Raw genomic sequence first — 26,167 nt, 5'->3', positions numbered from 1 at the left:
TTACTTCTCTAAGGGGGCGACTTGGCTTCGACGCGGGTAGCAAAACTTGAGGAGCATGCCGAGGTGCGGTGACCTCGTTAATCACGCTGCAAATTTATAGTTGCCAACGACGACAACTACGCACTCGCTGCTTAAAACCCAGTAGGGTGCCGTCTGACTGAAGCCGTGCTTGTGCGTTCAGATTTCAGGCGTCGACTCTCACAAGATCGTGGTGAAGTTTTCCTAGGGCCGATCCGCTAAAATTTACTAGGATCGCTAGCTGTTTTCCTTGCCCATCGGGTAGCCGCTAGTTAAATTAATGATTGGGCTAAGCATGTAGCGCCAAAAGCGGAGGGCTTGCGGACGCGGGTTCAATTCCCGCCGCCTCCACCATATACAAGGATTCGGGTATGTCTCCAAGCTCTTTTTATTGCCCGAAATCCCCGCACTACGCTGGGTTTCAGCATCGCGCCCCAGAAGCCCCACACTTCATTGCGGGTGGCAGGGATGGTGTTTGCTTTCCATGATAGTTGCGATGATGGAAGTAACGCGCTGACTGAGCCAAAAGCCAAGCTCTTTCTGACCTCTGGCTCCATCTATACTTTAGGCCACGAGGTAAATGTATTCACCACTAGATTGCTTGTCCGACACCAGTTGAACGCCCCAGCGAACACACCGCGCTCAGTATGAGCCTGCAAGCCGAAGTCACCGCACTTAAAGACAAGTACACCGCCATCCGCGCCGCCAACGTCGAGCTGTTGCCCGCGACACTGGAGCGGGAGTTTTCCGGAGGCGACTGAGCAGATATGAGATATGACAGCCGCTGAATTGCCAGACGATTTCTTCAAGGAGATTCAAGAGGTTTTCCGCAAAACGCCGGTGCTGCTCATTGGGTCGGGCCTCTCCTGCGGCTATGGCCTGCCCAACATGGGAGCCTTGACCGAGCACTTGGCCACCGCTGTCCCCGGTGTTTTGACTACTGATGGCGCGCAGAATGCTTGGGCGCAATCGGTCGAAGCGGTAAAGGCGAATCTAGAGGCGGGACTGAATGGCATTCCGCTTAGCATGGCAGAACGGGGTGAGATCGTATCAGCAATACGCGAAGAAACCGCGAAGCTGATTCTTGAGAGGATCATTGCCGCAGAAACGATTATTCTTGGTGGAATAGTAGCAGGCGGACACGCGCCATCACGCCTTTTGAAGCTACTGCTCGACGGTTCGCCACAAAATGCGGAAGGCGTTCATGTCATCACGACCAATTACGACACGTTGCTAGAGCTTTTTTGCGATCTGGCGGAACTTCCACTAGACACTGGGTTTACCGGATTTCGTCGGCGCAAGCCGCGACCCCGTCCGCTCTTCCAGACGCAATACAACCGTGTTCTGGCGCCTGAAAAACGCCAGCAGCAGGTCGATCATCGTCTCTGCAAAACCGTGCGCCTGTACAAGCCGCATGGCTCGATCAGCTGGCTAGAAACTGATGAGGGGCTACTGGAAGTTCTCAACGACGTTTCTGTCGCAAGGCGAGCTATTGTCGTGCCTAGCCCATCCAAATATCAGGATGTAATGGTCAACACGGTGTTTGATGCAATACGTGCCGAGATGAACGATGTGCTCGCGAAGGCGGAGGCCTTGTTGTGCATCGGCTTCGGGTTCAATGACGACCATTTACAGGGTGTCATCAAGTGCCGTTTAGAGGCAGGAATGCCCGTCATCATCGTGACGCGCGATGTGACTCCGAACATTGAGAAATTGCTCCGCGACCACCCGCATGTAATCGCCTTGTTCAAGTCGGGTGACGGAGCGGAGTCCCACTGGAGAGGGAAAAAGCTGCAATCCCCGGAGCCGTTCTGGCAGCTTGATGATTTTCTGAAAAAATTCTTGGAATGAGGCGACGATGAGTATTTTCAATTTCACTGAAAAACAATCCCTAGGCGAAGTTCGCAGCGTCGAAACCTCACGAATCGCCGTGCGGGTGATCGACGGCCATCGCCTGCAAAAGGCCCGCGTCAGTCGTTTGGTCGCTATCCAGTCGATGGGAGACGAATGGTTGATCGGCATCATCGAACACGTTTGGCGTTACCCGGCCAAACTGCCGACTTTTTCAGATGGCGATGTGATCCCCAATCTGTCTGATGTGCCTCAAGAGGAAAATGGCATCTCGATCAGTCTGGTCGGCACCTATCGCGCCCGTGATGGGCAGCGCAAGGACACCTTCACGCGAGCCGTTTTCATCCTGCCCGAAATCAACCGACCCGTGTTCCCCATTGAGGAAAAGTCCCTCGAAGATTTCATGGGCATTTTGAGTATGTCTTCCAAGATCGATGCGGTAGCTCCACTCAAAGTTGGAACCTACACGTTGGACGGCAAGGCCAGTGCCTATATCGACGGAGACAAGCTTTTCCAGAGGCACGTGGCGTTGCTGGGTAGCACGGGGTCGGGAAAATCCTTCACTGTGGCCTCCATTCTGGAGCAGTCCGCGCAGTTGCCTCATGCGAACATCGTTGTGCTCGACCTGCATGGCGAATATATAAGCATGAAGTTCGCCTCACATTACCGCATCGCAGGCATCAGCGACATCAAGGCCAAGAACGACGGCGCAATCTTCCTGCCTTTCTGGCTGCTGACCTACGACGAAATGCAGTCGGTGTTTGTGGATCGTTCGGGTGACAACGCGCCTAATCAGGCGCTTGCATTGATGGATTCGGTCGTGGAGATGAAGCGCACTGCTATCAAAGTGCTTGGCAAGCCAGAGCTTCTTGAAGGCTTTACGGTCGATACGCCGGTGCCATATAAGTTGAATGACTTGGTGGAATCTTTGGGCAAGAAGAACGATGAGCTTATTCCTACAGGCGAGGAATACGCTAGTGGCGCGAAAAAGGGCCAGCCTAAAACCGAGAAAGGTCCGCTGAACGGCAAGCTCTCACGCTTCCTTATTCGCCTGAAGACCAAGATGGACGACTGTCGCTACGCGTTCATGTATCAGGTGCCAGAAGAGTACGAGGCTTACGAGGCATTGCACGTGCTGGCGAACAAGCTGCTCGGCACGGGTAACGTCAAAGACGGCATCAATCCCGGCATCAAGATCATCGACTTCTCTGAGGTGCCCTCCGACATTCTGCCGGTCGTGGTGGGTTTGGTCGGGCGGTTGATCTACCAGATTCAGTTCTGGAGCAGCCCGGGTGAAGATGGCGATGCACGGCACCCCGTCGTGATCGTTTGCGACGAGGCTCACCTGTACCTGCCTAGCAGCGCGGCATCTACCGGCCCGCCGGAGAAACGCGCCTTGGAGAATTACGAGCGCATCGCTAAGGAAGGACGCAAACACGGCGTTGGCCTGATGGTGGTCAGCCAGCGGCCCTCGGATGTTAGCACGACCATTCTCAGCCAGTGCAGCAACATCATCAGTTTACGTCTTGCTAACAAGACCGATCAATCGGTGGTGAAGCAGCTCTTGCCGGAAAGCCTTGAAGGGTTGATGGAAGTGCTGCCGACGCTGGATGTGGGCGAAGCCATTGTGGTGGGCGATGCCACTTTGCTGCCAACCCGAATCAAGATGTCGAAGCCTAGGCACGAGCCACGCAGCGCGACAATTCCGTTCTGGGCACGCTGGGCCAAACCCAAGGCGGAAGTCGATCTGGTTGCCGCAGTAGAAAACATGCGCCGTCAGTCGCGTGATTAGGAGAAATAGGGTATCCATACCGCCTTTTGTGTAGAAGGCGATGCTCATATGAACGAAGCCGATCTCCTGCAAATCCTCAACAAGCGCAAGATGCAGAAGTATGACGCGCTCTGTCTGGAGCCGGTGCAGACGATTCCGCGAAGATCAAGGCATTACGCGAGCGGCTGCATCTGAGTCAGGCCGTGCTGGCTAGCGTGCTAAACACCAGCACGTCCACCGTCCGGAAATGGGAGGCGGGCGACAAGTGTCCCAGCGGGCCGTCGCAGAAGCTGCTGGACATCATCGATCGCAAGGGGCTGGAAGCAGTGCTTTGAAGCAACCTGCCCATCCATGCCGTACGCCCGCCTTGATATTCAAGTGATAGGGACCGAACCGGCGTTCGTCCGCCACCAGTTACTAAAAAACTAGCCATACTTGGCTAGTTTTTATTTTCCAGTACCTCTCTGCTCTCATTTATCTTGGTTCGATTTCTCAATCAATTAATTCTTTCCATGTGTAATCGACCACTCCGATGATAATGCCTCAGCTTGCTGTAGCACGGTCTGCACGGCAGCAGCCTGCAAATCGGGCGGATAGCCGTATTTGCGCAGGATGCCTTTGACTATGATGCGCATTTTTGCTCGCGCCGGTTCTCGGCGTATCCAGTCCACCGTCACATTTTTACGCAGACTCATCAAGAGATCATGTTGAGTTTTTACTGATAAGGGATGAATACAACCTACCTGCTGCTAGGTTATGCTCGTAGTCAGGTTCAGGTATATCAAGTAAAGCGTTAATCAATTCTTGTTGTAATTCTTTGCTAGCTATCTGTTCCTTGTCTTTTAGTTTATTAGTTACCTTGCGGACAATGTTGCTAGCATCTATGGTAGTAATGTCTTTAAGTACCCATAACGTCCAATTCTTTAACTTATTTAAGTACAAAGGGTTGTTCAGTGTTATCTCGTTTAACTACGTTCATTCCGTCATGTCCTTGTAAGGTTATTGAGTTTTTGCTTAAGTAATTTTTATAAGTTACTTAAGTGTGTTTGGATTTATAGTTTTATTGAATAAATCCGTAGAGAAAATAAAAGCCCCATGGAGGTTACTCCACAGAGCTTCTAATGAGTTACTTACTTAGTGTAAGTATTCTAATCCCTAAATCTAGATTAGAAGCACGAGCACTACTAGGATTATTAAGAAAATCCCCGCAAGCATCCTCTAAGAAACAACGATAGATTTTAGAATGGGATAGCCTATTCATGATAGTTAAATAGAGTTTTTTAATATCTTCACAATAGTTAGCATGTGTCCCAAAACAATCATGTACCAGATAGACTGAGAATGTCTTTTCAGGTAAATCATTGATAAGGGTTTCTAGTACATCCCTAGGAACAAGATGCATGTTATGAGCATTGAGCATCCCTAGAATAGCATTGGAATAACACCCCAATCTCTCTCTTAGTGAAACTAACTTAGAGAGAGCTTCGTCTTCCACTGGGTTACTTGACTTACTGTTAAGCAGGCTTAGTAACTTTTATTTATCTAAATGAGCAGCCCTAATGACTTTAGCTGCTACAAAAGCATCGTAAGAGTGAGCAAAATTAGCAGCTAATCCTTTATAGTAAATATCTCCAGAGATGACATTACGTGTAGCAGTGACTTGCTCACCAAAGAGAGTATATCTCTTTTGTTCCTTGGTTTTAGCCTAAGCTAGAAGCTACAAATCCATCCGGTCTAGTCCATTGCCTTACTGCTTTCCTAAACTTGATAGAACCTTTCATAAGCTCTAAGAAGAAAGAGACTTTAGGTAGAGCAGTCTTGAAAGCATTCATGATTAATTCAAAGTGAGCTTCATTGTTCTTACAGTAATCTAGAGGTGTAGCTACTGAAGAATAAATCATAGGATTGATTAGCTCCTTAATGGCTTTTCTAGAAGTACTATAGTTAGCGATAGGAAACCCAACTTGTTCCATGTACTCAGGAAACTGAGTGTAGAAGTCTTGTCTCCTACCTATATTAATCAGGTTAGAGAATTGAGCACCTACCTCATCACTTAGTATTGCTGAGAGGACTTGTAAACCGGAGAATGTAGCATCTTGCCATACATAGAGTACTAGCTATTAGGATAACTAGATTAGCTATTGAAAGACTTATAACTAGTAGCTTAATAAACTAATTAATCTCTCTATAGCCCCTAAATTTAATTTAAATTGATAACCCTATAATGATGAAGGGAGTTATTTAGTACCTAAAACATTAAAATAAGCCTTGAAGAGCTTCTAGTAGCTATTTATAGAGCTACTAGCTATTCGTACTAGAGGGCTACTGGCTATTAAGGTTAGTAGATTAGCTAAGGACTAGACTAAGAGAGATTAGAGAAGAGAGAACTATAGACTAGTTACTCTCTAATACTTTACTTACTGCTCTCAAAATAAAAAGGGGATAGTATTGCTACTACTCCCTAATTATTAGTAAGTTAGTTACTTAGTTGGTTTACGCTTCTTCCGTAAGCTTTCTTCTATATCCTTGATGAAATGTTGGTACATGTTAATGGATAACTTGAGCTGCTTTTCCAATGATTGTAGATACTCAGCATCATTAACATGTTCCTCCTAAACTTTTTAGCTTGTTCAATACGATGGTTCCATACATATTCCTCAAAATCCTATAGGTAGTCTGTAGCTAATTTACCTGTCCTATCTAGTGCCTTTTCACCTGCTGCATCTAGTACCGTATCCATGGTAATAGCTAGTATCTCTACTCTCTTGATGTTCTTAACAATGCTATTGCTAACAACGGTAGCTAGCTGCTCACTAGTAAGAACTGAATTACGGACTATGCTGTTGATTGACTATGGAACAAAAACAAAAGGAAAAAAATAAAATGATTAGCTACCCTTTACCGATCAGGGCTAAACTGATTGAGTAAGTAGAATGATGAGGCATTAACCCATGAGTACCTATGAAACTGATTTTTATGGCTGGACACAGGAAACCGCTGAGCTGCTTAAGCAAGGCCGATTTAGTGAGGTAGATATGGAGGCGTTGATTGAAGAAATTGAAGATATGGGAACCAATAAAATTGGACAGCTAGAAAATAGATTGATCGTGCTGATAGCTCACCTACTTAAATGGCAATATCAGCCTGAACATCGTAGTAATAGCTGGAGGGCAACTATTAAAGACCAGCGGATTAGAATACATCGGTTAATTATGAAAAACCCAAGCCTTAAGCCAAGGCTAAATGAGGCCGTGATAGAAGCTTATGAGAACGGGATATTGCAGGCTTCTATTGAAACTAACTTAGCTGAAGAACTATTCCCAATAGATTTTGAGCGCACCGGTTGGCGTATAGAGCAAGTATTAGATGAGGGGTTCTACCCTGGTTAAGATCGGGCTTATTTTTCTTTTGGTTTAAATAAAGAGGCTTTACCTATTACCGAAAAGATAAAGGGCTTAACGCGTAGTTACAATGTTATTTAAACAACGTATACTGCTGGACATTGGTTATTGAATACAACTAGGGAACAAAAAATAATTTAGGGGTATATCTGGGGGTATTTTTTACATTATTTATAAAATATAAGTAATATAAAATAGTTAATTATTATGTTTTAGTCTTGCATTAGGCTGTGCCCTTGCATTGGCTTGTCCACATACATGGTGTGCATGCATGGGTACATCGAAGCCGGTGAGCTACATATCCCGAACAATCATCAGCTTGAGTGGGTCTTGCGGATTGCGGGCACGCTTGGCCAGTAGGTCGGCCGCGTCTTGTTACCGATATACTGTTGCCATTCCTGCGGCTCCCGTCATCACGATCTTGATCGTGCCGGCGTTGTCATCGGCGCTATGCCAGTCTGAGCGCAACTTGACGATTTCGTCATAGAGCTTTACGCAAATGCGACGGCTCATACACACCACCATTGCCTTGCCATCTAGCGCTGCTAGGCGATCCTCAAAGTGAGTGAGCATATCTTTGGCCACCAATGCTAGGCGCTTGTCACTGCCCACCAAAGATTCAACCGTTGCCCATTTTTTCTTAAAATGTTCCTGATTGGCTTCCGAATCCTCTTCAGTGAGTTTATTTACCTCGGCATCGATCTTTGGTTTTTCGTCCTCATCCAGCTCAATGCGAGCCAGTCGCGACTCATAGTAGATAGGCACTGTTGCGCCATCTTCAACTCCGCGGCTAATATCGTAGATATCGATGTAATTGCCAAATACCGCTAGGATATTCACGTCATCGGCTTCAATGGGTGTGCTGGTAAAGCCGATAAAAGAGGCGTTGGGCAAGGCATCCCGTAGGTACTTGGCAAAGCCGTAGGAAATGCTGCCAGTTTTCCCGTCCATTTTAGCTTTGAAACTATACTGGCTGCGATGAGCTTCATCGGCGATTACCACCACATTGCTACGCGTGGTTAGTGGCTTGGCAGTCTCATTGTATTACGCGACGAATGGCATCTTGTTGAGCCTCAAGCGGCAAACTTGGGTTCAAACGCGCCACGGCTTCAGTGAAGCGTTTTTTGAGAATCATCTCATCGTAGCGCTCGTAGCGCTCACGTTCCGGTTGCTGGCTATCGGGGTTAATCAATTCATCGCTGGTAGTGGCATAACCCAGACTGCGTAGCTGCTCCAGCAGCGCTTGCCCTACTTCCGATTCGGATAGAAACGCCATTACGCGCCCTCCCATGATATTTGTTGGAGCGAGGCTTGTCTTACCCTGACATTAACCGGATTTTCGCGATCTAACGCCCATTGTAAAGGATTGTTGATGATGTATTTGCGAATTTGATTTAAAGCGCCGTCATTGCGAATGATGTGCTCGTAATAATTGCGTTGCCAAACGGATGTGCTGGGTGTGTTGCGTAATTCATTGATACAATGCGAAGAGAACGTTTTGAATGCGCGCACGATTTCCGGCAGCTCGTGATGTTTTGTAGGGGCAGGTTTCCCGCCCCTATCGGGTAATGAAAATTACACCATGGACATGGTTAGGCATGATAACAAAAGAATCTAATCTCACATACGCGTAATGATGCGGCAAATCTCGCCATGCTGCCTCCACCATACGCTCGGCATTATTCAACTGCATTTTCCCATCCGCCACCTCCTCTCCAAATAGGCATTCACGGTTCTGCGTGCAGGTAGTCACAAAATAGGCGCCAGCCTGAGAGTAATCGTAGCTTTGCAGTCGAATCGTTCGACGACGATGGATGGCGGGGTTAAAGGTCATAGACTCCGTTCCTTGAGGAAGGCTTCGGCATTAGCCACCCGCAGATTGCCGGAGATCAATTTGGGCAACAGTGTGTCGCACAGTTGGGTGAGGGCGGCGGTGGCTTCAATGTTGGCATTTGCATTTTCAATAATCGGCGACACAGCATCGCCGAATCGAATCTGCATTTCCTCAGGCGGAAGAATGACAGGCATCTTCTCGAACGAGTTCTTCCATTTCGCGTAAGGAATGGTCGATCCTTCTGAATGCAATACGGAGCGGTGGGTGTAGAATTCGCCGCCGTGCTTGCCTTCGGCACCGGCAAACTGGCTGAGGAAGTATTCGTAGCGGGATCTGTCGTTTCCTCGTTGAGCGTCAGGTCTTAGCCTTGTTCGATAACGGCTAAGACCTGACCAGTACCACGGCGTATGTATTACGCTTACAGGAAAGCCCTATTTAGAGGGGTTTTGAGGGAGAACTGCTACTGGGCCGATGCTAAACATTTCGCAATAGTCAGGCTGGGGGCCTATTTTAGAATCCTTTGTGCCTTCATATATGGTGATCAAATTTTCCTGCCGGATGCGATCGGCATTGGCCATAGCATCTTGTTTATTTTTCCCTTGGACGACGATAAATAACCCTTGCCCAAGCTTACCCATATAGTGGGCTCTCGCTATCTTTCCCTCGTTTGCATAGGCTTGAAGCCGCTTGGTAATCTCTGGAAATATTTTATTAAATACATCTTCTGGATAATTTCCTACTTCAGAAGGGCGTTCGCAATGAAGCAAAACCTCGCCTTGGTGAAACTCTGTGTTAACTGCCGCATTTACGCTTGTACCGGCAAATAATATAAGAAAAGGGATTAAAGAAAAGGGATTTATACATTGCTTTGCTCCACAGCTAATTGTAAAAAGTTAATATAATACATATAGAAAGGTGTAGTAAACTCTATGTCGAGTTATCTGCTTGATCAGGTAAAGCTCATTAAGCTGGGCTCGACTAAGGATTCGCCTTAAAAAAGCACTAGAATCATTTGAGAACTGGGATGAGATAAATACTCTTTGGCTAATGATGGTTTTATTTCTGTTTACCTAGTTATAAAGAATTATTAAAGATTGATAATAATATTGATATATAGAATATAGCAGTATTTTTAGAGCATGATTATTTTTTAGTATTAAATTTTGGTTTTTATATATCCAGCGCTATTTAGGGTATAAAGATTCACTAAAAAAATAGTATCGTTTGTTTATCTTTGAATAAATTAAGGAGCGTAATGTAAATGGCGATTGAGCGCACACTTTCCATCATTAAACCTGATGCTGTAGCTAAAAATGTAATTGGGGAAATCTATACGCGTTTTGAGAAGGCGGGTTTACGAATTGTGGCAGCTCGAATGCTGCACTTGACTGAGGCGCAGGCACAGAAATTTTATGCTGTTCATAAAGATCGGCCTTTTTATCATGATTTAGTTAAGTTTATGATTTCCGGACCGATAATGGTTCAGGTGATAGAAGGTGAGAATGCGATTATCAAAAACCGAGATCTTATGGGTGCAACCAACCCAAAAGAAGCCGCTGCGGGAACCATTCGCGCTGATTTTGCTGAGAATATAGACGCGAACGCTGTTCATGGATCTGATGGGCCAGAGACGGCTAAGTCTGAGATTGCTTTTTTCTTTAAGTCTGAAGAGATTTGTTCTTGTGCAGGCTAAAACCTAAGGTTGAATGTTATGGTTGATGATTCCAAGATAAATTTACTGGACTTAGATAAGGTTAGGTTAGAAGGTTTTTTCTCTGATCTTAATGAGAAAGCTTTTCGTGCGCGTCAGGTACTTACTTGGATTCATCAACGGTTTGTAACTGATTTTGGGGTGATGACCGATCTGAGTAAGTCTTTGCGGGATCAATTGGCTGAGATAGCCACCATTACGCTTCCAGTGATAGAGCATGGATATCTCTCGGCTGATGGGACTTATAAATGGTTATTACGTTTATTTGATGGTAACTGTATTGAAACAGTTTTTATTCCTGAAGAGGGTCGAGGCACGCTGTGTGTTTCTTCTCAAGTGGGATGTGTTTTAAATTGCTCTTTTTGCGCTACAGGAAAGCAAGGGTTTAGTCGAAATTTGCAAGTCTCTGAAATCATTGGTCAAGTGTGGTTAGCAAATAATGCCTTGGGGCGAGATCCAAAAGGGGAACGGATCATCACTAATGTAGTGATGATGGGAATGGGAGAGCCGCTTGCTAATTTTAATCATGTCGTTGCGGCTATGAATCTGATGCTGGATGATTTTGCTTATGGGTTATCTTGGCGGCGGGTGACTTTGAGTACAGCGGGTATGGTGCCAGCAATGGATCGATTACGTGCAGAGTGCCCAGTGAATCTTGCAGTTTCCCTTCATGCTCCTACAGATGATCTTCGTGATGAGCTTGTCCCCTTGAATAAAAAATATCCTCTACGGGCGCTGTTGGCTGCGTGTCGGCGCTATGTGAGTGGAGATAAGCGGCGTGCTGTGACTTTTGAATATGTCATGCTTGAGGGGATTAATGATTCTTTGCAGCATGCTCAGCTACTGGCGCGACTATTACAAGATCTGCCAGCCAAGGTTAATCTGATACCTTTTAATCCTTTTCCTAATACTATTTACCGTTGCTCTAGCATTGATACTATTAATCAGTTTAGGGAGAGGTTGTTACAAAAGGGAGTGATGACGGTGACTCGTAAAACTCGGGGCGATGATATTGCTGCGGCTTGTGGTCAACTGGCGGGTCGAGTTCAAGATCGAACTCATCGAGCCTTACGCTATCAAAGTTTGGCAAATTCACAGACTTTATCAGCATGATAGGGTTGAAGCAGCCTGCAATTATAGGAGTATTAGCTACTATTTTAGCTAATCTCTTAGGTTGTGCTTCAATTTCCCCTGATATGCAAAGGGCAGCAAAGATTAATACTCAGTTAGGGGTAGAGTATCTTAAGCAAGGGAATTTAGAACAAGCGCTTAAAAAACTAGAGCGTGCGATAGAGGAAGATCCAAACCTGCCAAGTGCCTATAATGCCTTAGCTTTACTTAGACAGCGTTTAGGGCAGAATAAAGAAGCGGAGAAAGAATTTCATCGAGCCATAAAGCTCGATTCAACAAATTCTGAAGCCCAGAATAATTATGGCGTTTTTCTTTATGAGCAAGGACGTTATCAAGAGGCAGAGAATCATTTCTTAGAGGCTATTAAAAATCCTTTTTATAGTACTCCGGCATTAGCTTATGAGAATGCAGGATCAGCCGCTCAGAAAAGTGGTGATGATGAAAAAGCAGAAACGTATTATCGTAAAGCACTGCAGCTTGAACCGAATCTCGCCGAATCTTTGTATCATCTAGCTGAGATAAGTTTCAAACAAGATCGCTACCAAAATGCGCAAAAATATTTACAGCGCCACCAGATAGTTGCACGACCTACTGCCCGATCTTTATGGTTGAGTGTTAGAGTAGAACGCAAGTTAAATCATGAAGAAGATGCCGCTCGCTATGCATTGCTATTAAAACAACAGTTCCCAGCTTCTAGTGAAGCTCAGTTGTTACGGTGGATAGAGTATGGGGATAAGGATGGCTAGCATAGAGGAAATAATATTGTTATTTTTAAATAAAAAGATTTAAGCATAGTGAAAAAGATACAAGCTATCCGGGGGATGAATGATATTCTTCCAGATCAAACTCCTTATTGGCAGAAGGTGGAGAGTACGCTACATAGGATATTGGCCCGTTATGGTTATCAGGAAATTCGCCTGCCATTACTAGAGTCAACAGCATTATTTCAACACTCTATTGGTGAAACCACCGATATTATTGAGAAGGAGATGTATACCTTCTCGGATCGTAATGGAGAGAGCTTAACCTTAAGGCCAGAGGGTACAGCCAGTTGTGTTCGCTCAAGTTTGCAGCATAGCCTGCTTATGCAGGGTATACAGCGGCTTTGGTACTATGGGGTCATGTTTCGCTATGAACGACCTCAAAAAGGTCGTTACCGTCAGTTTTATCAGTTGGGTGTAGAGGCTTTAGGTTCTGAAGGGCCTGATGTGGATGCTGAGCATATTTTAATGACGGCGCGTTTTTGGCAGCAGCTTGGGTTAACGGGTTTACGATTGCAGCTTAATTCTTTAGGATCCCCTGAATCTCGTGCTACCTATCGAGAACATCTTATAAATTTTTTTACCGGACACCAAAATTATCTGGACGAAGATAGCCGTCGTCGGCTTTATAGTAATCCAATGCGAATTTTGGATAGTAAAAATCCGGCAATGCAAGAAATTATTGAACAAGCGCCTCAAATCTTAGATTACCTAGACAATGATTCGCTCAATCATTTTAAGGCGCTACGGGATCTACTTGATAGGATAGGCATTCACTATGAGATTAATCCCCGATTAGTGCGTGGCTTAGATTATTATACCCAGACCGTTTTTGAATGGGTGACTGATCAACTAGGATCTCAAGGTACTGTCTGTGCTGGTGGGCGCTACGATGGTTTAGTAGAGCAGCTAGGCGGTCCATCTACCCCAGCAGCGGGTTTTGCCATGGGTATAGAACGTTTAATTGCATTGCTGGGTGAGCAGAATCTCTTAAGAGAAATAGCGAGAGTAGATGCTTATTTAGTAGCCGTTGGATTACTAGCAAAACATCAGGCACTGTTATTTGCCGAACATCTGCGGGAGGCTATCCCTAGCATTCGATTACAAATAAACTATGGTGGCGGAAATTTTAAAGCCCAATTAAAACGAGCTGATCGTAGTGGTGCTCGCTGGGCGCTTATTCTCGGCGACGATGAGATCGCCCAGAACACCGTAGGGGTAAAAGATTTACGCAGCGAGCAACCTCAGCAATCTATACTTCAGAGCGAGCTACCTGCCTATATCAACCAGCAAATTAAGGATAGAGTTGAATGATGAAATCTTCCCTAACACATACCCGTTCTTGGTCCTTACTTTCTAGGCATTATGAAGCTACAAAAGAACAGCATATGCGAGATTTATTCGCAGCTGATGCGAAAAGGTTTGATAAATTTTCCTTAACGTTTAAGGATATTCTTTTTGATTATTCTAAGAATCGGATTACAGAGGAAACCTTAAGCCTGCTGTTTGAATTAGCTCGTGAGTGTGGGCTTAAGCAATGGATTGAACGTATGTTTGCTGGTGAGCGTATCAATATCACCGAGAATCGGCCAGTGTTACACATTGCCTTACGTAACCGTTCTAACCGCCCTATTATGGTAGACGGTGAGGATGTCATGCCTCAGGTGAATGCTGTTTTAAAGCAGATGCGGAAGTTTTGTGACTCGGTTCATAGCCATCAATGGCGAGGATTTAACGGTGAGCCTATTAAGGATATAGTCAATATTGGGATTGGAGGCTCTGATTTAGGCCCAGTCATGGCTACCGAAGCGCTACGTCCCTACGCTAAGTGTGGTATTCAGGCTCATTTTGTTTCTAATATTGACGGTACTCAATTAGCTGAGACTTTAAAGGCTATTCGGCCTGAAACTACCTTATTTATTGTTTCCTCAAAAACTTTCACTACTCATGAAACCCTCACTAATGCCCGTAGCGCTCGGGAATGGCTTCTTCGCGTAGCGCTTGATGAAAAAGCGGTGGCTAAACATTTTGTTGCTGTTTCAACCAATAAGGCTGAAGTGGAAAAGTTTGGCATTGATTCTCGCAATATGTTTGAATTCTGGGATTGGGTAGGTGGCCGCTACTCTCTGTGGAGTGCCATAGGATTATCCATAGCGCTTTATATCGGCATGGATAATTTTGAAGAGATGCTAGAAGGTGCTCACACTATGGATGAGCATTTTCGAGAGGCTCCCTTTGAGCAGAATATGCCTGTCATTGCAGGTATGTTGGATGTCTGGAATATTAACTTTCTAGGTGTTCGAAGCCATGCTATTTTGCCCTATGATCAGTACTTGTGGCGATTGCCTGCTTACTTACAGCAGCAGATGATGGAAAGCAATGGGAAGAGCGTAACTCGCAACGGGGAGTTTGTGAATTATGCGACTGGCGATGTGATCTGGGGAGAACCAGGTACTAACGGACAGCATGCTTTTTACCAGTTATTGCATCAAGGGACTCCTTTGATAGTAGGAGATTTCCTTGCGCCTATTGAAACCCATAATCCTCTTGGGGAGCATCATCAGATACTGTTATCGAATTTCTTTGCTCAGACTGAGTCCTTGATGAAGGGGAAAACCCCGGCTGAGGTAAGATCTGAGTTAGAGGCGGCTCATTTTGATCAAGAGAGAATAGAGCCGCTTATCCCTCATAAAGTATTTAAAGGTAATCATCCTAGCAATTCTTTACTTTTCCATAAGGTTACTCCCCAAACTTTGGGGGCATTGATTGCTTTTTATGCACATAGGGTATTTACTCAGGGGATTATCTGGAATATTAACTCATTTGATCAGTGGGGAGTAGAGCTAGGCAAGCAGCTCGCTAAAGCAATTTTGCCGGAGCTACATGCCAAGGGCGAGGTTAAGAGCCACGATTCCTCTACTAATGGGCTAATTAATTATTATAAGCGTACAAGGAATACCTAAAAGATCCCTGATTTAAGATCTAAACTGCAATATGATTCCAGCAAGGGGAGGCACGGTAATACTGATAGAGTAAGGTCGACCCATCCAGCTAATATCTTCTGTTGGAATATTAGGGTTATTGCCCATGTTACTGCCTCCGTAGTAGATGGAATCGGAATTAAACAGCTCTGAATAGATCCCCGCTTTAGGTACGCCGAGGCGATAGTTAAGGCGGGGCTGAGGAGTAAAATTTAGGACGATCACTACAAAATCTTCATTATTTAAGCGCAAATAGCTCAGGATTGATTGGGTAGAGTCATGGCAATCAATCCACTGAAACCCCTCGCCATCAAAGTCGTAGCGATGCAATGGGAGTTGAGTGCGATAGAGCTGATTAAGATCTTTAACTGCAAGCTGTATTCCTTGGTGGAAGGGGTAAGCTAGGGTGTACCAGTCAAGGGATCGGGATTCACTCCATTCTTCACCTTGCCCAAATTCACTACCCATGAATAGCAGTTTTTTACCTGGGTAAGTAAACATCATCGTATACAGGAGGCGAAGATTAGCAAATCGTTGCCATTCATCTCCAGGCATTCGATAGAGCAAGGATTTTTTACCATGGACGACCTCATCGTGAGATAGAGGAAGTATAAAATTTTCATGAAAAGCATATAATAAGCCAAAGGTAAGGTCGTTATGATGGTAACCACGATGGATCGGATCTCTACTCATATAAACTAGCGTGTCGTTCATCCAACCCATATTCCATTTTATAGAAAACCCTAGCCCCCCCAGATAAGTTGGGCGTGAGACCATGGGCCATGAAGTGGATTCCTCAGCAATAATTAAGGCGCCAGGGTGTTGTTCATGGAGTACTGTATTCATCTCTCGAAGAAAATCGATAGCTTCAAGATTTTCTCGACCGCCATATTTATTTGGAATCCAGTCCCCTTCTCGTCGAGAGTAGTCTAGATATAGCATTGAGGCTACCGCATCTACCCGTAACCCATCGATATGAAACTCTTCAAGCCAATAAAAAGCAGAAGAAAGTAGGAAGCTTCTTACCTCATGTCGCCCATAATTAAAAATAAGGGTTCCCCAATCTCGATGCTCTCCTAGGCGAGGATCTTCGTGTTCGTAGAGCGCAGTGCCGTCAAATCGTGCTAAACCATGGGCATCTTTAGGAAAATGACCTGGTACCCAATCGATCAGTATCCCAATGCTATGGAGATGGCAATAATCAACAAAATAACGAAACTCATCAGGAGTACCAAATCGGCTTGTTGGAGCAAAATAACCAATTGTTTGATAACCCCAAGAAGCATCTAAAGGGTGCTCGGTGATCGGTAGCAGCTGAATATGAGTAAATCCCATATCTAGTACATACTCAACTAGCTGTTGAGCTAATTGCTTATAATTAAGAAAGCTACCATTTTCATCCCGCCGCCAAGATCCTAGATGAACCTCATATATTGAAATGGGTTGATGAAGCCAATCATATTGTTTACGCTGATTCATCCATGTTGTATCTTGCCATGAGTAATTGCTTTTGGCTTCTACAATAGAGGCTGTATTAGGCCGTAGTTCAAAACGTTGAGCATAAGGATCAGATTTAAGGTGGATTGTTCCATAGTGGCGGCTGCGAATTTCATATTTATATAAAATTCCGTGCTTCAATCCGGGGATAAATAATTCCCAGATTCCGGTTGTTCCTCGAAGTCGCATGGGGTGGCGACGCCCATCCCAGCGGTTAAAATTCCCCACGATGCTGACTCGTTCAGCATCAGGCGCCCAAACGGCAAATAAAACCCCGTTAATTCCGTTTATAGTGGTAGGGTGGGAGCCGAGTATGCGGTAGGTATGCCAATGTTTACCTTCGCCAAACAGATGAACATCATAATCAGATAGCTGCGGAGGGAAGCAATAGGGATCGTATTCGCAATAGATAGTTCCATTCTCATCTTCCCATAAAATTTGATAGGGCAAGGACAGTTCTCTAGCGCTTCCATGCCACTCGAATAGACCTATCTCTGACGAGTGTATCATTGCTTGTTTAAACTCAGATCTAATCCAAGCTTTAGTAGCGTGAGGGAGATAAGCTCGTACTAGGACATTTTTCCCATCGGGATGGCACCCAAGAACCTTAAAAGGATCAGAATGATAGCCTTTTATAATCTTCTCGATTGCCTCTGAGAGTGGGGATATAATAGGTGGATTAAAATCAGTCATGATGGCGCTTAATTAATGTGTTAAGGTCATAAATAATTTAGTATTATATAATCAAAATTTAATAGCTAGGGTTACATTAGGCTGAGGCTCTCTTTTAGTTATGGTGAAAAACTATAGTGAACGTTTTGTTAGCCGTCTTACTCATGATACTTTGGCACTAGTATTAGCTGGAGGGCGAGGTTCCCGGTTAAAGCAATTAACGGCTTGGCGGGCTAAGCCAGCAGTACCTATCGGGGGTAAGTTTCGTATTATTGATTTTCCCCTTTCTAATTGTGTTAATTCCGGTGTTCGTCGAATTGGGGTGCTCACTCAGTATAAAGCCCATTCATTAATTCGTCATATCCAGCAGGGCTGGGGGTTTATGCGGGGTCATCTTGGAGAGTTTGTGGAGCTACTGCCAGCTTCACAGCGGATAGAAGATGCTTGGTATGCGGGTACTGCTGATGCCGTCTACCAGAATTTGGATATTATTCGATCTCATCGGCCAAAATATGTACTTATCCTAGCCGGCGATCATGTCTATAAGATGGACTATGGAGATATGCTGGCCTACCATGTAGAATGCGAAGCCGATCTAACAGTAGGCTGCATTCATGTGCCGCTTAAGGAGGCTAAAGCCTTTGGTGTGATGAGTGTGGATGAGGATTTTCGGGTAACAGCATTTAATGAAAAGCCAGATCAGCCTCAACCCTCGCCAGGTCGAGTGAATGAAACACTAGCTTCTATGGGTATTTATGTTTTTAATGCAGATTTTCTCTACGAGCAACTGATTAAAAACGCAGATATTTCTAATACCTCCCATGATTTTGGTAAGGATATTATCCCCTCTATCTTACGTAAAAACTACCGTGCGATAGCTTTCCCTTTTAGAGATGCCCAAGGTGGAGATCCAGGTTATTGGCGTGATGTAGGGACGGTAGACGCTTTCTGGAAGACAAATATTGAGCTTATCGATGTTAATCCGGAATTAAATCTCTATGATGATGATTGGCCGATATGGACTTATCAGCCAGGCCAATTACCTCCAGCAAAGTTTATTTTTGATAACGAAGATCGGCGTGGAATGGCAGTAGATTCTATGGTTTCTGGAGGATGTATCATTTCTGGCGCTGGAGTACGTCATTCATTATTATTCTCTGATGTGCGGGTACATTCTTATACTGAGATGGTTGATAGTATAGTGTTGCCGAATGTAGTCATAGGCAAACATTGTTATATTAAAGGCGCTATCTTGGATAAAGGTTGTGTGATACCAGATGGTATGATTATTGGTGAAGATTTGGGAGAGGATAAAAAACGTTTTCATGTTACGGAAGAGGAAGGTATCGTTTTAGTGACTCCCGAGATGCTTGGGCAAAAATACCGTTATATTCGCTAAGGATAATTACCTATTTTAATATTGATTGATATTTTTGCTTAACATTAAATATCTAGATCTTTTTAGCCAAGTATTTATATTTCTATTATTATATGGATACGACAGTTTTCTGGCTTGTAGGCTTTATTTATTAAAAGCTTAGATAAGCTAAATAGCTAAGTTCCTATAGGTAAAAAGCTTGGTCTCTCGCCAGATACTAGCCCTCTAGGGTGTGTGTAGCTCGTAAAGGAGGGTACTGACATGGTGAAGACTCAATTTACTCAACAGCGGTGTGCAGGAGTTTTGCTGCATATAACTTCTTTACCCAATAGAGATTTGGGGTTAGATGCGTACCGCTTTGTGGATTTTTTAGTGGAAGCGGGTATCACCATTTGGCAAATTCTTCCACTGGGTCCTGTTCTCAAAGATTTATCTCCGTATCAATGTTTATCAGCCCATGCAGGCAATCCGAATTTAATTTCTTTACAGGCGCTGGTTGATGAACCTTGGTTTATTAGCCCAGCTAGTAGTATTGATCTTAGCAATCGTAAATGGGTGCTAAATCAAGCTTATCGCTATTTTACTGCCTATGCTAGTAAGGAGGATCGAGAGCGGTTTGCAGCTTTTTGCCGTGATCAGTTTTGGTTGAAGGATTATGCTTTATTCCAAGCGCTAAGAGAATCTCAAAATGAGTCCCCTTGGTTTAAATGGTCGCCAAATTTTCGAAAACGAGAACCACAAGCTCTTAAGTCTGCGGCTAAAAGGCTTAGAATATTGGTTGAAAAAAACTGCTTTGAGCAGTTTATTTTTTTTCAACAATGGTTAAATCTAAAAGATTATGCAAATAAGCATGGGATTTTAATATTGGGTGATATGCCTATTTTTGTTGCCCATGATAGTGCTGATGCTTGGATTCAACCCGCATATTTTACTTTGGATGAAAATGGTCAATTAATAACAGTGGCTGGAGTACCTCCCGATTATTTTTCAGCTACCGGTCAACGCTGGGGGAATCCTTTGTATCGCTGGGATCGTATAGTGGCTGATAAATTTCAGTGGTGGGTAAAACGAATAGGTACTACATTAAAGCTATGTGATATGGTTCGCCTTGATCATTTTCGAGGCTTTGAATCTTATTGGGAGATTCCTGCTAGCAGTGAAATAGCCGCTGATGGACGTTGGGTGAAAGCTCCAGGTGCGGCTTTATTCCATGCTTTGGAAGTTTGTTATGGTGCTTTACCGATAGTTGCTGAAGATTTAGGTATCATCACCCCAGAGGTAAAAGCATTACGAGATCAATTTCATTTTCCTGGAATGAAGATTCTACAATTTGCTTTTGAGGGGGGTATTGATAATCCTTATCTTCCTAGTCATCATGTAGAAAATTGTATTGTTTATACGGGTACTCATGATAATGATACTACCTTGGGTTGGTTTGACAGTCTGCCTGATGAAAAGCGTCATTACGTTTATGAGAGCTTAGGGTTTCCAACTATGTCTATGCCATGGGCTCTAATTGAATGCGCCTTTAAATCAGTAGCTAGGTATGCAGTAGTACCGCTGCAAGATATTTTGGCATTAGGTAGCGAAGGACGGATGAATATACCGGGTACGGCTAAGGGTAATTGGCGCTGGTGTTTTAATTGGTCACAAATAGAGCAAGACTTGCCAGCGCGGATATACCATTTGCTTAAGAATTATAATCGATTGCAATAATATAAAATATTAAGGAAGGGCCAATGAGTGAAATTCCTGTAACATTAAAATATAGCAAAAGCCATGAATGGGTTCGACAAGAAGAAGATGGGAATCTGACTGTAGGTATTACTGCTCATGCTCAGGGGTTATTAGGTGATTTAGTTTATGTTGAGCCACCGGCAGCGGGTACTATTATCCATGCGGGTGTAGAATGCATGGTGATTGAGTCGGTAAAGGCAGCCTCTGATGTGTATGGCCCAGTAGAGGGGGAAATTGTTGAAGCAAATTCATTACTGATAGATCAGCCAGAACTCATTAATCAGGATCCCTATGGTGATGGTTGGCTTTTTAAGGTACATCCTCATGATGCTACGGATCTAGATCGATTACTGGATGCTGAGAGTTATGCCAAGATGATTACTGCTGAGACCTAAAGGCATTATAGGAGAGATATTTCATGCCATTTATTCCCCATACTGATGAGGATGTTCGTTCAATGCTCTCCAGCATAGGCGTAGGAAGTATTGAAGCACTTTTTGATGAAATCCCCGCTAATCTGAGAACAACTACACTCGACTCTATACCTTCAGGTCTTAATGAAATAGAGGCGACGCGGTTACTGAAAAAGCGGGCAGCTCAGAATAATTCGCTTATTTGTTTTGCCGGTGGTGGAGCCTACCAACATCATATTCCGGCGGCTATCTGGGAGATTGTTTCGCGAGGTGAATACTATAGCGCTTACACGCCTTATCAAGCGGAGGCTAGTCAAGGTACGCTACAAGTTATTTATGAATATCAAAGCATGATGACAGCATTGACAGGAATGGAGGTAAGTAATGCCTCTATCTATGATGGTGCTTCTGCTTTAGGTGAGTCGGTATTGATGGCTGTTCGTCTAAGCCGCCAAGGTAAGTCGCCCACAGTTTTGTTACCGACTACGATTCATCCTATCTATCGTAAGGTGGTATCAACCTTGGTTGAGAATCAGAAGATCTCTTTGCGAGAAATTCCCTATGATAGGGTAACTGGTTCTATAAAATCTGAATACTTAGAGGCTATAAAGGAGGATTTTGCAGTTTTAGTTATTCCTCAGCCTAATTATTTTGGTTGCCTAGAAGATGTGGATGCTCTAACTAATTGGGCTCATACCCGAGGAGGGTTTGTTATTGGAGTGGTTAATCCAACTTCGCTAGCTTTGCTGAAGCCGCCTGGTAAATGGGGGGAATCAGGGGTTGATATTGTATGCGGCGAGGGTCAGCCTTTAGGTATACCATTAGCTAGTGGAGGTCCTTATTTTGGGTTTATGGCTTGTAAACAATCTCATATTCGTCAGATGCCGGGGAGGATTGCTGGCCGTACGGTAGATTTGGAAAATAAGCCGGGATATACACTAACGTTACAGGCTAGAGAGCAGCATATTCGTCGCTCTAAGGCCACTTCGAATATTTGCACTAATCAAGGTTTAATGGTAACTGCAGCAACTTTGTATATGGCGCTATTAGGAGCCCAAGGTTTAGCTCGAGTTGCTGCTACCTGCCATGCTAACACGGTAGCTTTAGTAAAACGGCTTACCGCTATTCCTGGAGTAAAGCCCATATTTGAGAAACCGTTTTTTCATGAAGCGGTTCTACATTTTCCCATAAGCGGATTAAAAATATTATCATCCTTAGGACAACGAGGAATTTTAGCTGGAGTAAAACTAAGCCATGACTACCCAGAATTGGGTGATAATACTTTATTAGTATGTGCCACTGAGCTACGTACTGAGGAAGAGATTGATCTTTATACGCAGGAATTAGCAAATGTATTAGCAGGATAAATAGCACCCAAGATTACGGGATGTTTAGCCCCAGTAACTGCTGGTATATTCCCTGGGCAGCCTTCTAACGTTTGTTTTGCAAGCCAAGCAAACGTGCAAGCTTCAACCCATCTGGTAGGAATTCCATATGCTTCAGTAGTGGTGACCTCGCAAGGTGTTAACTGTTCTTGTAAGTGGCGCATTAAAGTTTCATTGCTGGCGCCACCTCCACAGATCAAAAGTTTTTCTGCTTGGAAGTTGAAATGCTCCATTGCGAGTTTAACACTAGCCACTGTAAGGGCGGATAAAGTTGCTTGGATATCTACCGGAGGGATTATTATGTCTATTTTATTAAGCGCTTGATCCAACCAAGTCATGTTAAAGTATTCTCGACCTGTGCTTTTTGGAGGTGGAAGAGAGAAATAAGGATCGCTTAGTAGATATTGTAGTAATGTTTCATTAACTTTTCCTGATGCTGCCCAGTGACCGCCTTGATCCATAGGCTCGTTTAAGTAGCGGAGTGCCCAATTGTCCATGAGTGTATTTCCTGGACCGGTATCAAAGCCTTGTATTTGCTTTTTAGAATCAGCGGGTAAAAAACTGATATTAGCTATGCCTCCAATGTTCAGTACTGCTTGGTTATGGCTGGGGTTTCTCAGAAAAGCGGCATGAAAAGCAGGAGTTAAAGGCGCTCCCTGCCCTCCTGCTGCCAGATCACGGCGACGGAAATCTGCAACGGTAGTAATGCCCGTCATCTCTGCAATAATATTGGGATCTGCTAGCTGCAAAGTAAAAGGGTAAGGCTCTTGAGCCCAATGATAAATTGTTTGACCATGGCTTCCTATAGCTCGGACTTCAGCTGCTGAGATTTTTGCTTCAGCCAGCACCATAAGAACAGCCTCTGCAAAAAGACGGCTAAGGTAAGTATCTAAAGATCCTAGATCTTTAAGAGAAATTTTAGAACTTTCTATTAGGGTAGAAAGTTGTTGTCGTAATGCTGGAGGTAGAGGAGCAGTATAGGTGGCTAAAATTTGAAATGGGTCTAATTCTACTAACGCAGCATCTATGGCATCCATGCTAGTGCCAGAGAGTAAGCCGATATAATAACGCTGCTGTAGCATAAGGTTAGGTTATTGGTTGAAGACAACGGTAGTCGTGCTAGTTGTATCTAGTTTTGCGACTAATCTAGCGGCGGTTTTCTGAAAATCTTGTTTAAGTAGTCTAGGGATTGGATTAGCTTGTGGTAGCTTTACTGTTAGTGGATCATGGTGGATGTGATTAATCATGAATTCATAGTGTAAATGAGGTCCTGTGGCAAGGCCTGTCTGGCCTACATAGCCAATAATTTCCCCTTGCTTAATCTTGGCGTTTACTTTTAGTCTGTGTTTGAATCGGGATAGATGCGCATAAAGGGTACTGTAGATTATACCATGCTGCAATACGATGACATTGCCATACCCGCCTTTACGGCCTATAAATGTTACCTTACCAGCACCTGCAGCTTTAATCGGAGTTCCAGCGGGAGCTGCATAATCTACCCCTCTGTGAGGGCGGACTTGGTTAAGAATAGGATGTTTACGCCCTAGATTAAAATGAGAGCTAATTCGAGAGTAGCTGACAGGTGCGCGTAAAAAAGCCTTACGTATATTTAATCCTTCAGGGGTATAGTAGTCCGTAATACCATTTGGCTTAGTGTAGCGAATAGCGCGATATATTTTATTGCGACTGGTAAATTCAGCAGCTAAAATGGAGCCATTTTTTACTTTTGTTCCTTGAAGGTAATATTCTTCAAAGAGTACTTTAAACGTATCTCCGGGTCTTAAATCTAGGGCAAGATCAATACTCCAGCTAAAAATATGAGTTAAGCGCATAACTTGCGCGCTAGTAAGCTCAGCTTGAGTGCCGTCTTTAAAAAGAGAGTTCTTAATAACCCCGGTAATAATTTTATTGCGGGTCTCAGTCTCTCGGGTGATTTGCTTAGCTAGAAAGCTATCATTTTTAGCGCGGATTTCTAGATAATTAATGGGGCTGAAATTAAGGCGTAAAGCGGCCAGCTGCCGCTGGTTATTTATATTCTCTTTAATAGCAATTTGAAGTAGCTGATTTAGCTGAAGATGCGCTAATGGGCGCACTAGCTTCCCTAAAGACATGACTGCGTTAACTTGATCAGAGCTTAGGCCTATTTGTGAGAAAATATAAGAAAGGGTGTCTCCTTTTTTAATGATAATATCTTGCCAGATAAGGGGAGCTTCTATGGTTTTTTGAGGTTTTATAGATTCTACCAAATTTTTAGTAGTTGATGATATGGGCGTTTGGTAGAAGGACGTAGGTTTTAAAATAGGCGGATCAGATTGTAACTCTCGTTCGTATAAAGCTAGACCAATTGGCGTGCTTAAGGCGCTAATACAACCTAAGATGATTATCCAGGGTATATAATTTTTTTTAAATCGACGTTTTTTGCATGGGTAGATTTTTTTACTTTCTGTTTCCTGAATGTGATAACAATAATTCTGATCAGTCATTCTAGATCCTATGGGTACATACTCGTTAATTAGAGTTATATAAACCCTAAATTGTTAATACTATCAGGTCAATAGGGTAAATACTCTGAATAAGGAAATTATTCAGAAAACTATCTACTTACTCTTAAAGAGTAGTAGATTATTGTTAGAATTTAATGTTTTAAATTAATTTAATGAGCGCGGAGGAGGTATGCCATTACCGCAGCAGCATGTTCTTGATGAGATTCGGCGGGGGACTGAAGAGATCTTGCCTGAAGAGGAGTTACAATTAAAGCTACAGCAAGATAGGCCTTTATGTATCAAAGCAGGTTTTGATCCTACAGCTCCTGATCTGCACTTAGGCCATACTATATTACTTAATAAGCTACACCAATTTCAGAAACTTGGCCATAAAGCCGTGTTTTTAATTGGTGATTTTACTGGGATGATAGGAGATCCTACTGGAAAAGGTACGACACGCCAGTCTCTTAGCCGTGCAGAGGTACTGGAAAATGCCCGTTCCTATAAAGAGCAAATCTTTAAAATACTTGATCCTGAAAAAACCTTAATAGTTTTTAACTCTAACTGGATGAATAAGATGACAGCCGCTGACTTAGTGCGGTTATCATCGAGTTATACAATAGCGCGTATGCTTGAGCGGGATGATTTTTGTAAACGCTATCAAAATGGACAGCCTATTGCTATCCATGAGTTTATTTATCCCTTACTACAGGGTTATGACTCGGTAGAATTGAATGCGGATATAGAGCTAGGGGGTACAGATCAAAAATTTAATCTGCTAGTAGGACGTGATTTGCAGAAGATCTATGGTCAGGAACCCCAGATAATCATTACTACCCCAATTCTGGAAGGACTTGATGGGGTGCAGAAGATGTCTAAATCCCTTGGGAACTATATAGGTATTAATGATTCACCTAGAGAAATTTTTGGTAAGCTCATGTCTATTTCTGATGGGTTAATGTGGCGTTACCTTGAGTTATTAAGCTTTCAGCCAATGATCGAGATTACTCGCTGGAAGAGGGAGGTTGATCAGGGAGCAAATCCTCGTGATATCAAGATAAAACTTGCAGAGGAAATTACTGCTCGATTCCATGGTTATAGTGCAGCTAAGCAGGCTCATGAGAGTTTTATTAGCCAATTTCG

Annotated in this window: 23 protein-coding genes, 1 other RNA gene and 4 pseudogenes (1 of these 28 only partly in view); 16 read left to right on the top strand and 12 right to left on the bottom strand. The window is 43.9% G+C overall.

The features are described from left to right. Nucleotides 1–12 precede the first annotated feature (12 nt). The 5 genes from ssrA (at nucleotide 13) to TAO_RS10100 (ending at nucleotide 3,835) form a co-directional block, all read left to right on the top strand. Nucleotides 13–372, top strand: a transfer-messenger RNA (tmRNA) gene (gene ssrA / locus TAO_RS07385). Further along, a complete protein-coding gene (locus TAO_RS09680) occupies nucleotides 337–669 on the top strand; it encodes a hypothetical protein (protein ID WP_172419084.1) in 333 nt (110 codons plus the stop codon). The genes ssrA and TAO_RS09680 overlap by 36 nt, the downstream gene beginning before the upstream one ends. Before the next feature lie 123 nt (nucleotides 670–792). Then, nucleotides 793–1,869 carry an SIR2 family protein gene (locus TAO_RS07380; RefSeq protein WP_096527300.1) on the top strand — a complete coding sequence of 359 codons (1,077 nt, stop codon included), beginning with the start codon at nucleotides 793–795 and terminating at the stop codon, nucleotides 1,867–1,869. Nucleotides 1,870–1,876: 7 nt separating this feature from the next. Continuing rightward, on the top strand, nucleotides 1,877–3,661 hold the full coding sequence (locus TAO_RS07375; protein ID WP_096527299.1) for an ATP-binding protein: 1,785 nt from the start codon (nucleotides 1,877–1,879) through the stop codon (nucleotides 3,659–3,661). A 48-nt stretch (nucleotides 3,662–3,709) separates the two neighbouring features. Continuing rightward, entirely contained in the window at nucleotides 3,710–3,835 is a 126-nt protein-coding gene (locus TAO_RS10100) for a hypothetical protein (protein WP_269459390.1), read from the top strand. 305 nt (nucleotides 3,836–4,140) lie between these two features. Here the strand turns inward: TAO_RS10100 and TAO_RS07365 are convergent. From TAO_RS07365 to TAO_RS10165, 3 genes and pseudogenes are all read right to left on the bottom strand, one after another. Then, nucleotides 4,141–4,347 (bottom strand): annotated as a pseudogene (locus TAO_RS07365) (type I restriction enzyme endonuclease domain-containing protein); the annotation flags it as partial. Nucleotides 4,348–4,766: 419 nt separating this feature from the next. After that, nucleotides 4,767–5,135, bottom strand: a complete 369-nt coding sequence (locus tag TAO_RS07355) for a hypothetical protein (protein ID WP_145955153.1) — start codon at nucleotides 5,133–5,135, stop codon at nucleotides 4,767–4,769. A gap of 205 nt (nucleotides 5,136–5,340) precedes the next feature. Then, nucleotides 5,341–5,739: pseudogene (locus TAO_RS10165) on the bottom strand (DNA-directed RNA polymerase); the annotation flags it as partial. A gap of 852 nt (nucleotides 5,740–6,591) precedes the next feature. On the opposite strand from TAO_RS10165, the gene TAO_RS07345 reads away from it, so the two are divergent. Further along, a complete protein-coding gene (locus TAO_RS07345) occupies nucleotides 6,592–7,029 on the top strand; it encodes a DUF29 domain-containing protein (RefSeq protein WP_096527294.1) in 438 nt (145 codons plus the stop codon). Between the two features lie 230 nt (nucleotides 7,030–7,259). On the opposite strand, the pseudogene TAO_RS07340 reads toward TAO_RS07345, so the two are convergent. The 6 genes and pseudogenes from TAO_RS07340 to TAO_RS07320 form a co-directional block, all read right to left on the bottom strand. Continuing rightward, nucleotides 7,260–8,064 (bottom strand): annotated as a pseudogene (locus tag TAO_RS07340) (type I restriction enzyme subunit R domain-containing protein); the annotation flags it as partial. Between the two features lie 13 nt (nucleotides 8,065–8,077). Further along, nucleotides 8,078–8,317 carry a type I restriction endonuclease gene (locus tag TAO_RS07335; RefSeq protein WP_172419083.1) on the bottom strand — a complete coding sequence of 80 codons (240 nt, stop codon included), beginning with the start codon at nucleotides 8,315–8,317 and terminating at the stop codon, nucleotides 8,078–8,080. A gap of 282 nt (nucleotides 8,318–8,599) precedes the next feature. Beyond that, nucleotides 8,600–8,875 (bottom strand): transposase, encoded by a 276-nt coding sequence (locus TAO_RS09970; protein ID WP_231910621.1) that lies wholly within the window; start codon nucleotides 8,873–8,875, stop codon nucleotides 8,600–8,602. Then, a complete protein-coding gene (locus TAO_RS07325) occupies nucleotides 8,872–9,069 on the bottom strand; it encodes a restriction endonuclease subunit S (protein WP_145955152.1) in 198 nt (65 codons plus the stop codon). The genes TAO_RS09970 and TAO_RS07325 overlap by 4 nt, the downstream gene beginning before the upstream one ends. Nucleotides 9,070–9,135: 66 nt before the next feature. Beyond that, nucleotides 9,136–9,288: pseudogene (locus TAO_RS09965) on the bottom strand (N-6 DNA methylase); the annotation flags it as partial. 18 nt (nucleotides 9,289–9,306) lie between these two features. Then, nucleotides 9,307–9,642, bottom strand: a complete 336-nt coding sequence (locus tag TAO_RS07320; RefSeq protein WP_231910620.1) for a hypothetical protein — start codon at nucleotides 9,640–9,642, stop codon at nucleotides 9,307–9,309. Between the two features lie 494 nt (nucleotides 9,643–10,136). Here TAO_RS07320 and ndk point away from each other — a divergent pair, with 494 nt between their 5' ends. Genes ndk through pgi form a run of 5 tightly spaced genes read left to right on the top strand, consistent with a single transcriptional unit; the run spans nucleotide 10,137 to nucleotide 15,441 of the window. Then, on the top strand, nucleotides 10,137–10,568 hold the full coding sequence (ndk, locus tag TAO_RS07315) for a nucleoside-diphosphate kinase (protein WP_096527291.1): 432 nt from the start codon (nucleotides 10,137–10,139) through the stop codon (nucleotides 10,566–10,568). Between the two features lie 18 nt (nucleotides 10,569–10,586). After that, complete coding sequence (gene rlmN, locus TAO_RS07310; protein WP_096527290.1) at nucleotides 10,587–11,699, top strand: 23S rRNA (adenine(2503)-C(2))-methyltransferase RlmN; 1,113 nt, start codon at nucleotides 10,587–10,589, stop codon at nucleotides 11,697–11,699. Between the two features lie 5 nt (nucleotides 11,700–11,704). Then, complete coding sequence (pilW, locus tag TAO_RS07305) at nucleotides 11,705–12,463, top strand: type IV pilus biogenesis/stability protein PilW (protein WP_231910619.1); 759 nt, start codon at nucleotides 11,705–11,707, stop codon at nucleotides 12,461–12,463. Nucleotides 12,464–12,508: 45 nt separating this feature from the next. Then, nucleotides 12,509–13,792 carry a histidine--tRNA ligase gene (gene hisS / locus TAO_RS07300; RefSeq protein WP_172419111.1) on the top strand — a complete coding sequence of 428 codons (1,284 nt, stop codon included), beginning with the start codon at nucleotides 12,509–12,511 and terminating at the stop codon, nucleotides 13,790–13,792. Continuing rightward, a complete protein-coding gene (gene pgi / locus TAO_RS07295; protein ID WP_231910665.1) occupies nucleotides 13,792–15,441 on the top strand; it encodes a glucose-6-phosphate isomerase in 1,650 nt (549 codons plus the stop codon). Before hisS ends, pgi begins: the two co-directional genes overlap by 1 nt. 12 nt (nucleotides 15,442–15,453) lie before the next feature. Here the strand turns inward: pgi and glgB are convergent, their stop codons facing one another. Further along, nucleotides 15,454–17,649, bottom strand: coding sequence for a 1,4-alpha-glucan branching protein GlgB (gene glgB, locus TAO_RS07290; RefSeq protein ID WP_096527286.1), 2,196 nt, complete (start codon nucleotides 17,647–17,649; stop codon nucleotides 15,454–15,456). 100 nt (nucleotides 17,650–17,749) lie between these two features. Here glgB and glgC point away from each other — a divergent pair, with 100 nt between their 5' ends. The 4 genes from glgC to gcvPA all read left to right on the top strand — a co-directional run bounded on the left by glgC (nucleotide 17,750) and on the right by gcvPA (nucleotide 22,523). After that, complete coding sequence (gene glgC / locus TAO_RS07285) at nucleotides 17,750–19,027, top strand: glucose-1-phosphate adenylyltransferase (RefSeq protein WP_096527285.1); 1,278 nt, start codon at nucleotides 17,750–17,752, stop codon at nucleotides 19,025–19,027. A 240-nt stretch (nucleotides 19,028–19,267) separates the two neighbouring features. Then, nucleotides 19,268–20,722 (top strand): 4-alpha-glucanotransferase, encoded by a 1,455-nt coding sequence (gene malQ / locus TAO_RS07280; RefSeq protein WP_096527284.1) that lies wholly within the window; start codon nucleotides 19,268–19,270, stop codon nucleotides 20,720–20,722. Between the two features lie 23 nt (nucleotides 20,723–20,745). Next, nucleotides 20,746–21,138: a glycine cleavage system protein GcvH gene (gene gcvH, locus TAO_RS07275; RefSeq protein ID WP_096527283.1), complete on the top strand. Its 393-nt coding sequence runs from the start codon at nucleotides 20,746–20,748 to the stop codon at nucleotides 21,136–21,138. Nucleotides 21,139–21,161: 23 nt separating this feature from the next. Then, entirely contained in the window at nucleotides 21,162–22,523 is a 1,362-nt protein-coding gene (gene gcvPA / locus TAO_RS07270) for an aminomethyl-transferring glycine dehydrogenase subunit GcvPA (RefSeq protein ID WP_096527282.1), read from the top strand. Here the strand turns inward: gcvPA and TAO_RS07265 are convergent. Together TAO_RS07265 and TAO_RS07260 are read right to left on the bottom strand one after the other, a co-directional pair. Further along, the gene (locus tag TAO_RS07265) at nucleotides 22,487–23,623 is read right to left on the bottom strand and encodes an anhydro-N-acetylmuramic acid kinase (protein ID WP_096527281.1); all 1,137 of its coding nucleotides are present in this window, start codon (nucleotides 23,621–23,623) and stop codon (nucleotides 22,487–22,489) included. The two genes, gcvPA and TAO_RS07265, sit on opposite strands and share 37 nt — an antisense overlap. Nucleotides 23,624–23,632: 9 nt before the next feature. Next, entirely contained in the window at nucleotides 23,633–25,024 is a 1,392-nt protein-coding gene (locus tag TAO_RS07260; protein ID WP_096527280.1) for an OapA family protein, read from the bottom strand. 190 nt (nucleotides 25,025–25,214) lie between these two features. Here TAO_RS07260 and tyrS point away from each other — a divergent pair, with 190 nt between their 5' ends. Further along, nucleotides 25,215–26,167, top strand: partial view of a tyrosine--tRNA ligase gene (gene tyrS, locus TAO_RS07255; RefSeq protein ID WP_096527279.1) — the 5' portion only. The gene runs 256 nt beyond the window's last position; the window shows 953 of its 1,209 coding nt (coding positions 1–953); its start codon is at nucleotides 25,215–25,217; the stop codon falls past the right edge of the window.

Source organism: Candidatus Nitrosoglobus terrae, from assembly GCF_002356115.1.
Classification (GTDB): domain Bacteria; phylum Pseudomonadota; class Gammaproteobacteria; order Nitrosococcales; family Nitrosococcaceae; genus Nitrosoglobus; species Nitrosoglobus terrae.
Note: the sequence above shows the minus strand (reverse complement) of the source record. Positions and strands in the feature narration are given on the sequence as shown.

Coding starts and splice junctions, on each gene's coding strand:
- TAO_RS10100 (WP_269459390.1), top strand. CDS start 3,710: ATGAACGAAGCCGATCTCCTGCAAATCCTCAACAAGCGCAAGATGCAG.
- TAO_RS07265 (WP_096527281.1), bottom strand. CDS start 23,623: ATGCTACAGCAGCGTTATTATATCGGCTTACTCTCTGGCACTAGCATG.
- gcvPA (WP_096527282.1), top strand. CDS start 21,162: ATGCCATTTATTCCCCATACTGATGAGGATGTTCGTTCAATGCTCTCC.
- TAO_RS07260 (WP_096527280.1), bottom strand. CDS start 25,024: ATGACTGATCAGAATTATTGTTATCACATTCAGGAAACAGAAAGTAAA.
- TAO_RS07325 (WP_145955152.1), bottom strand. CDS start 9,069: ATGCCTGTCATTCTTCCGCCTGAGGAAATGCAGATTCGATTCGGCGAT.
- TAO_RS07375 (WP_096527299.1), top strand. CDS start 1,877: ATGAGTATTTTCAATTTCACTGAAAAACAATCCCTAGGCGAAGTTCGC.
- TAO_RS07335 (WP_172419083.1), bottom strand. CDS start 8,317: ATGGCGTTTCTATCCGAATCGGAAGTAGGGCAAGCGCTGCTGGAGCAG.
- TAO_RS07345 (WP_096527294.1), top strand. CDS start 6,592: ATGAGTACCTATGAAACTGATTTTTATGGCTGGACACAGGAAACCGCT.
- TAO_RS09970 (WP_231910621.1), bottom strand. CDS start 8,875: ATGACCTTTAACCCCGCCATCCATCGTCGTCGAACGATTCGACTGCAA.
- pgi (WP_231910665.1), top strand. CDS start 13,792: ATGAAATCTTCCCTAACACATACCCGTTCTTGGTCCTTACTTTCTAGG.
- TAO_RS07380 (WP_096527300.1), top strand. CDS start 793: ATGACAGCCGCTGAATTGCCAGACGATTTCTTCAAGGAGATTCAAGAG.
- rlmN (WP_096527290.1), top strand. CDS start 10,587: ATGGTTGATGATTCCAAGATAAATTTACTGGACTTAGATAAGGTTAGG.
- ndk (WP_096527291.1), top strand. CDS start 10,137: ATGGCGATTGAGCGCACACTTTCCATCATTAAACCTGATGCTGTAGCT.
- glgB (WP_096527286.1), bottom strand. CDS start 17,649: ATGACTGATTTTAATCCACCTATTATATCCCCACTCTCAGAGGCAATC.
- malQ (WP_096527284.1), top strand. CDS start 19,268: ATGGTGAAGACTCAATTTACTCAACAGCGGTGTGCAGGAGTTTTGCTG.
- glgC (WP_096527285.1), top strand. CDS start 17,750: ATGGTGAAAAACTATAGTGAACGTTTTGTTAGCCGTCTTACTCATGAT.
- gcvH (WP_096527283.1), top strand. CDS start 20,746: ATGAGTGAAATTCCTGTAACATTAAAATATAGCAAAAGCCATGAATGG.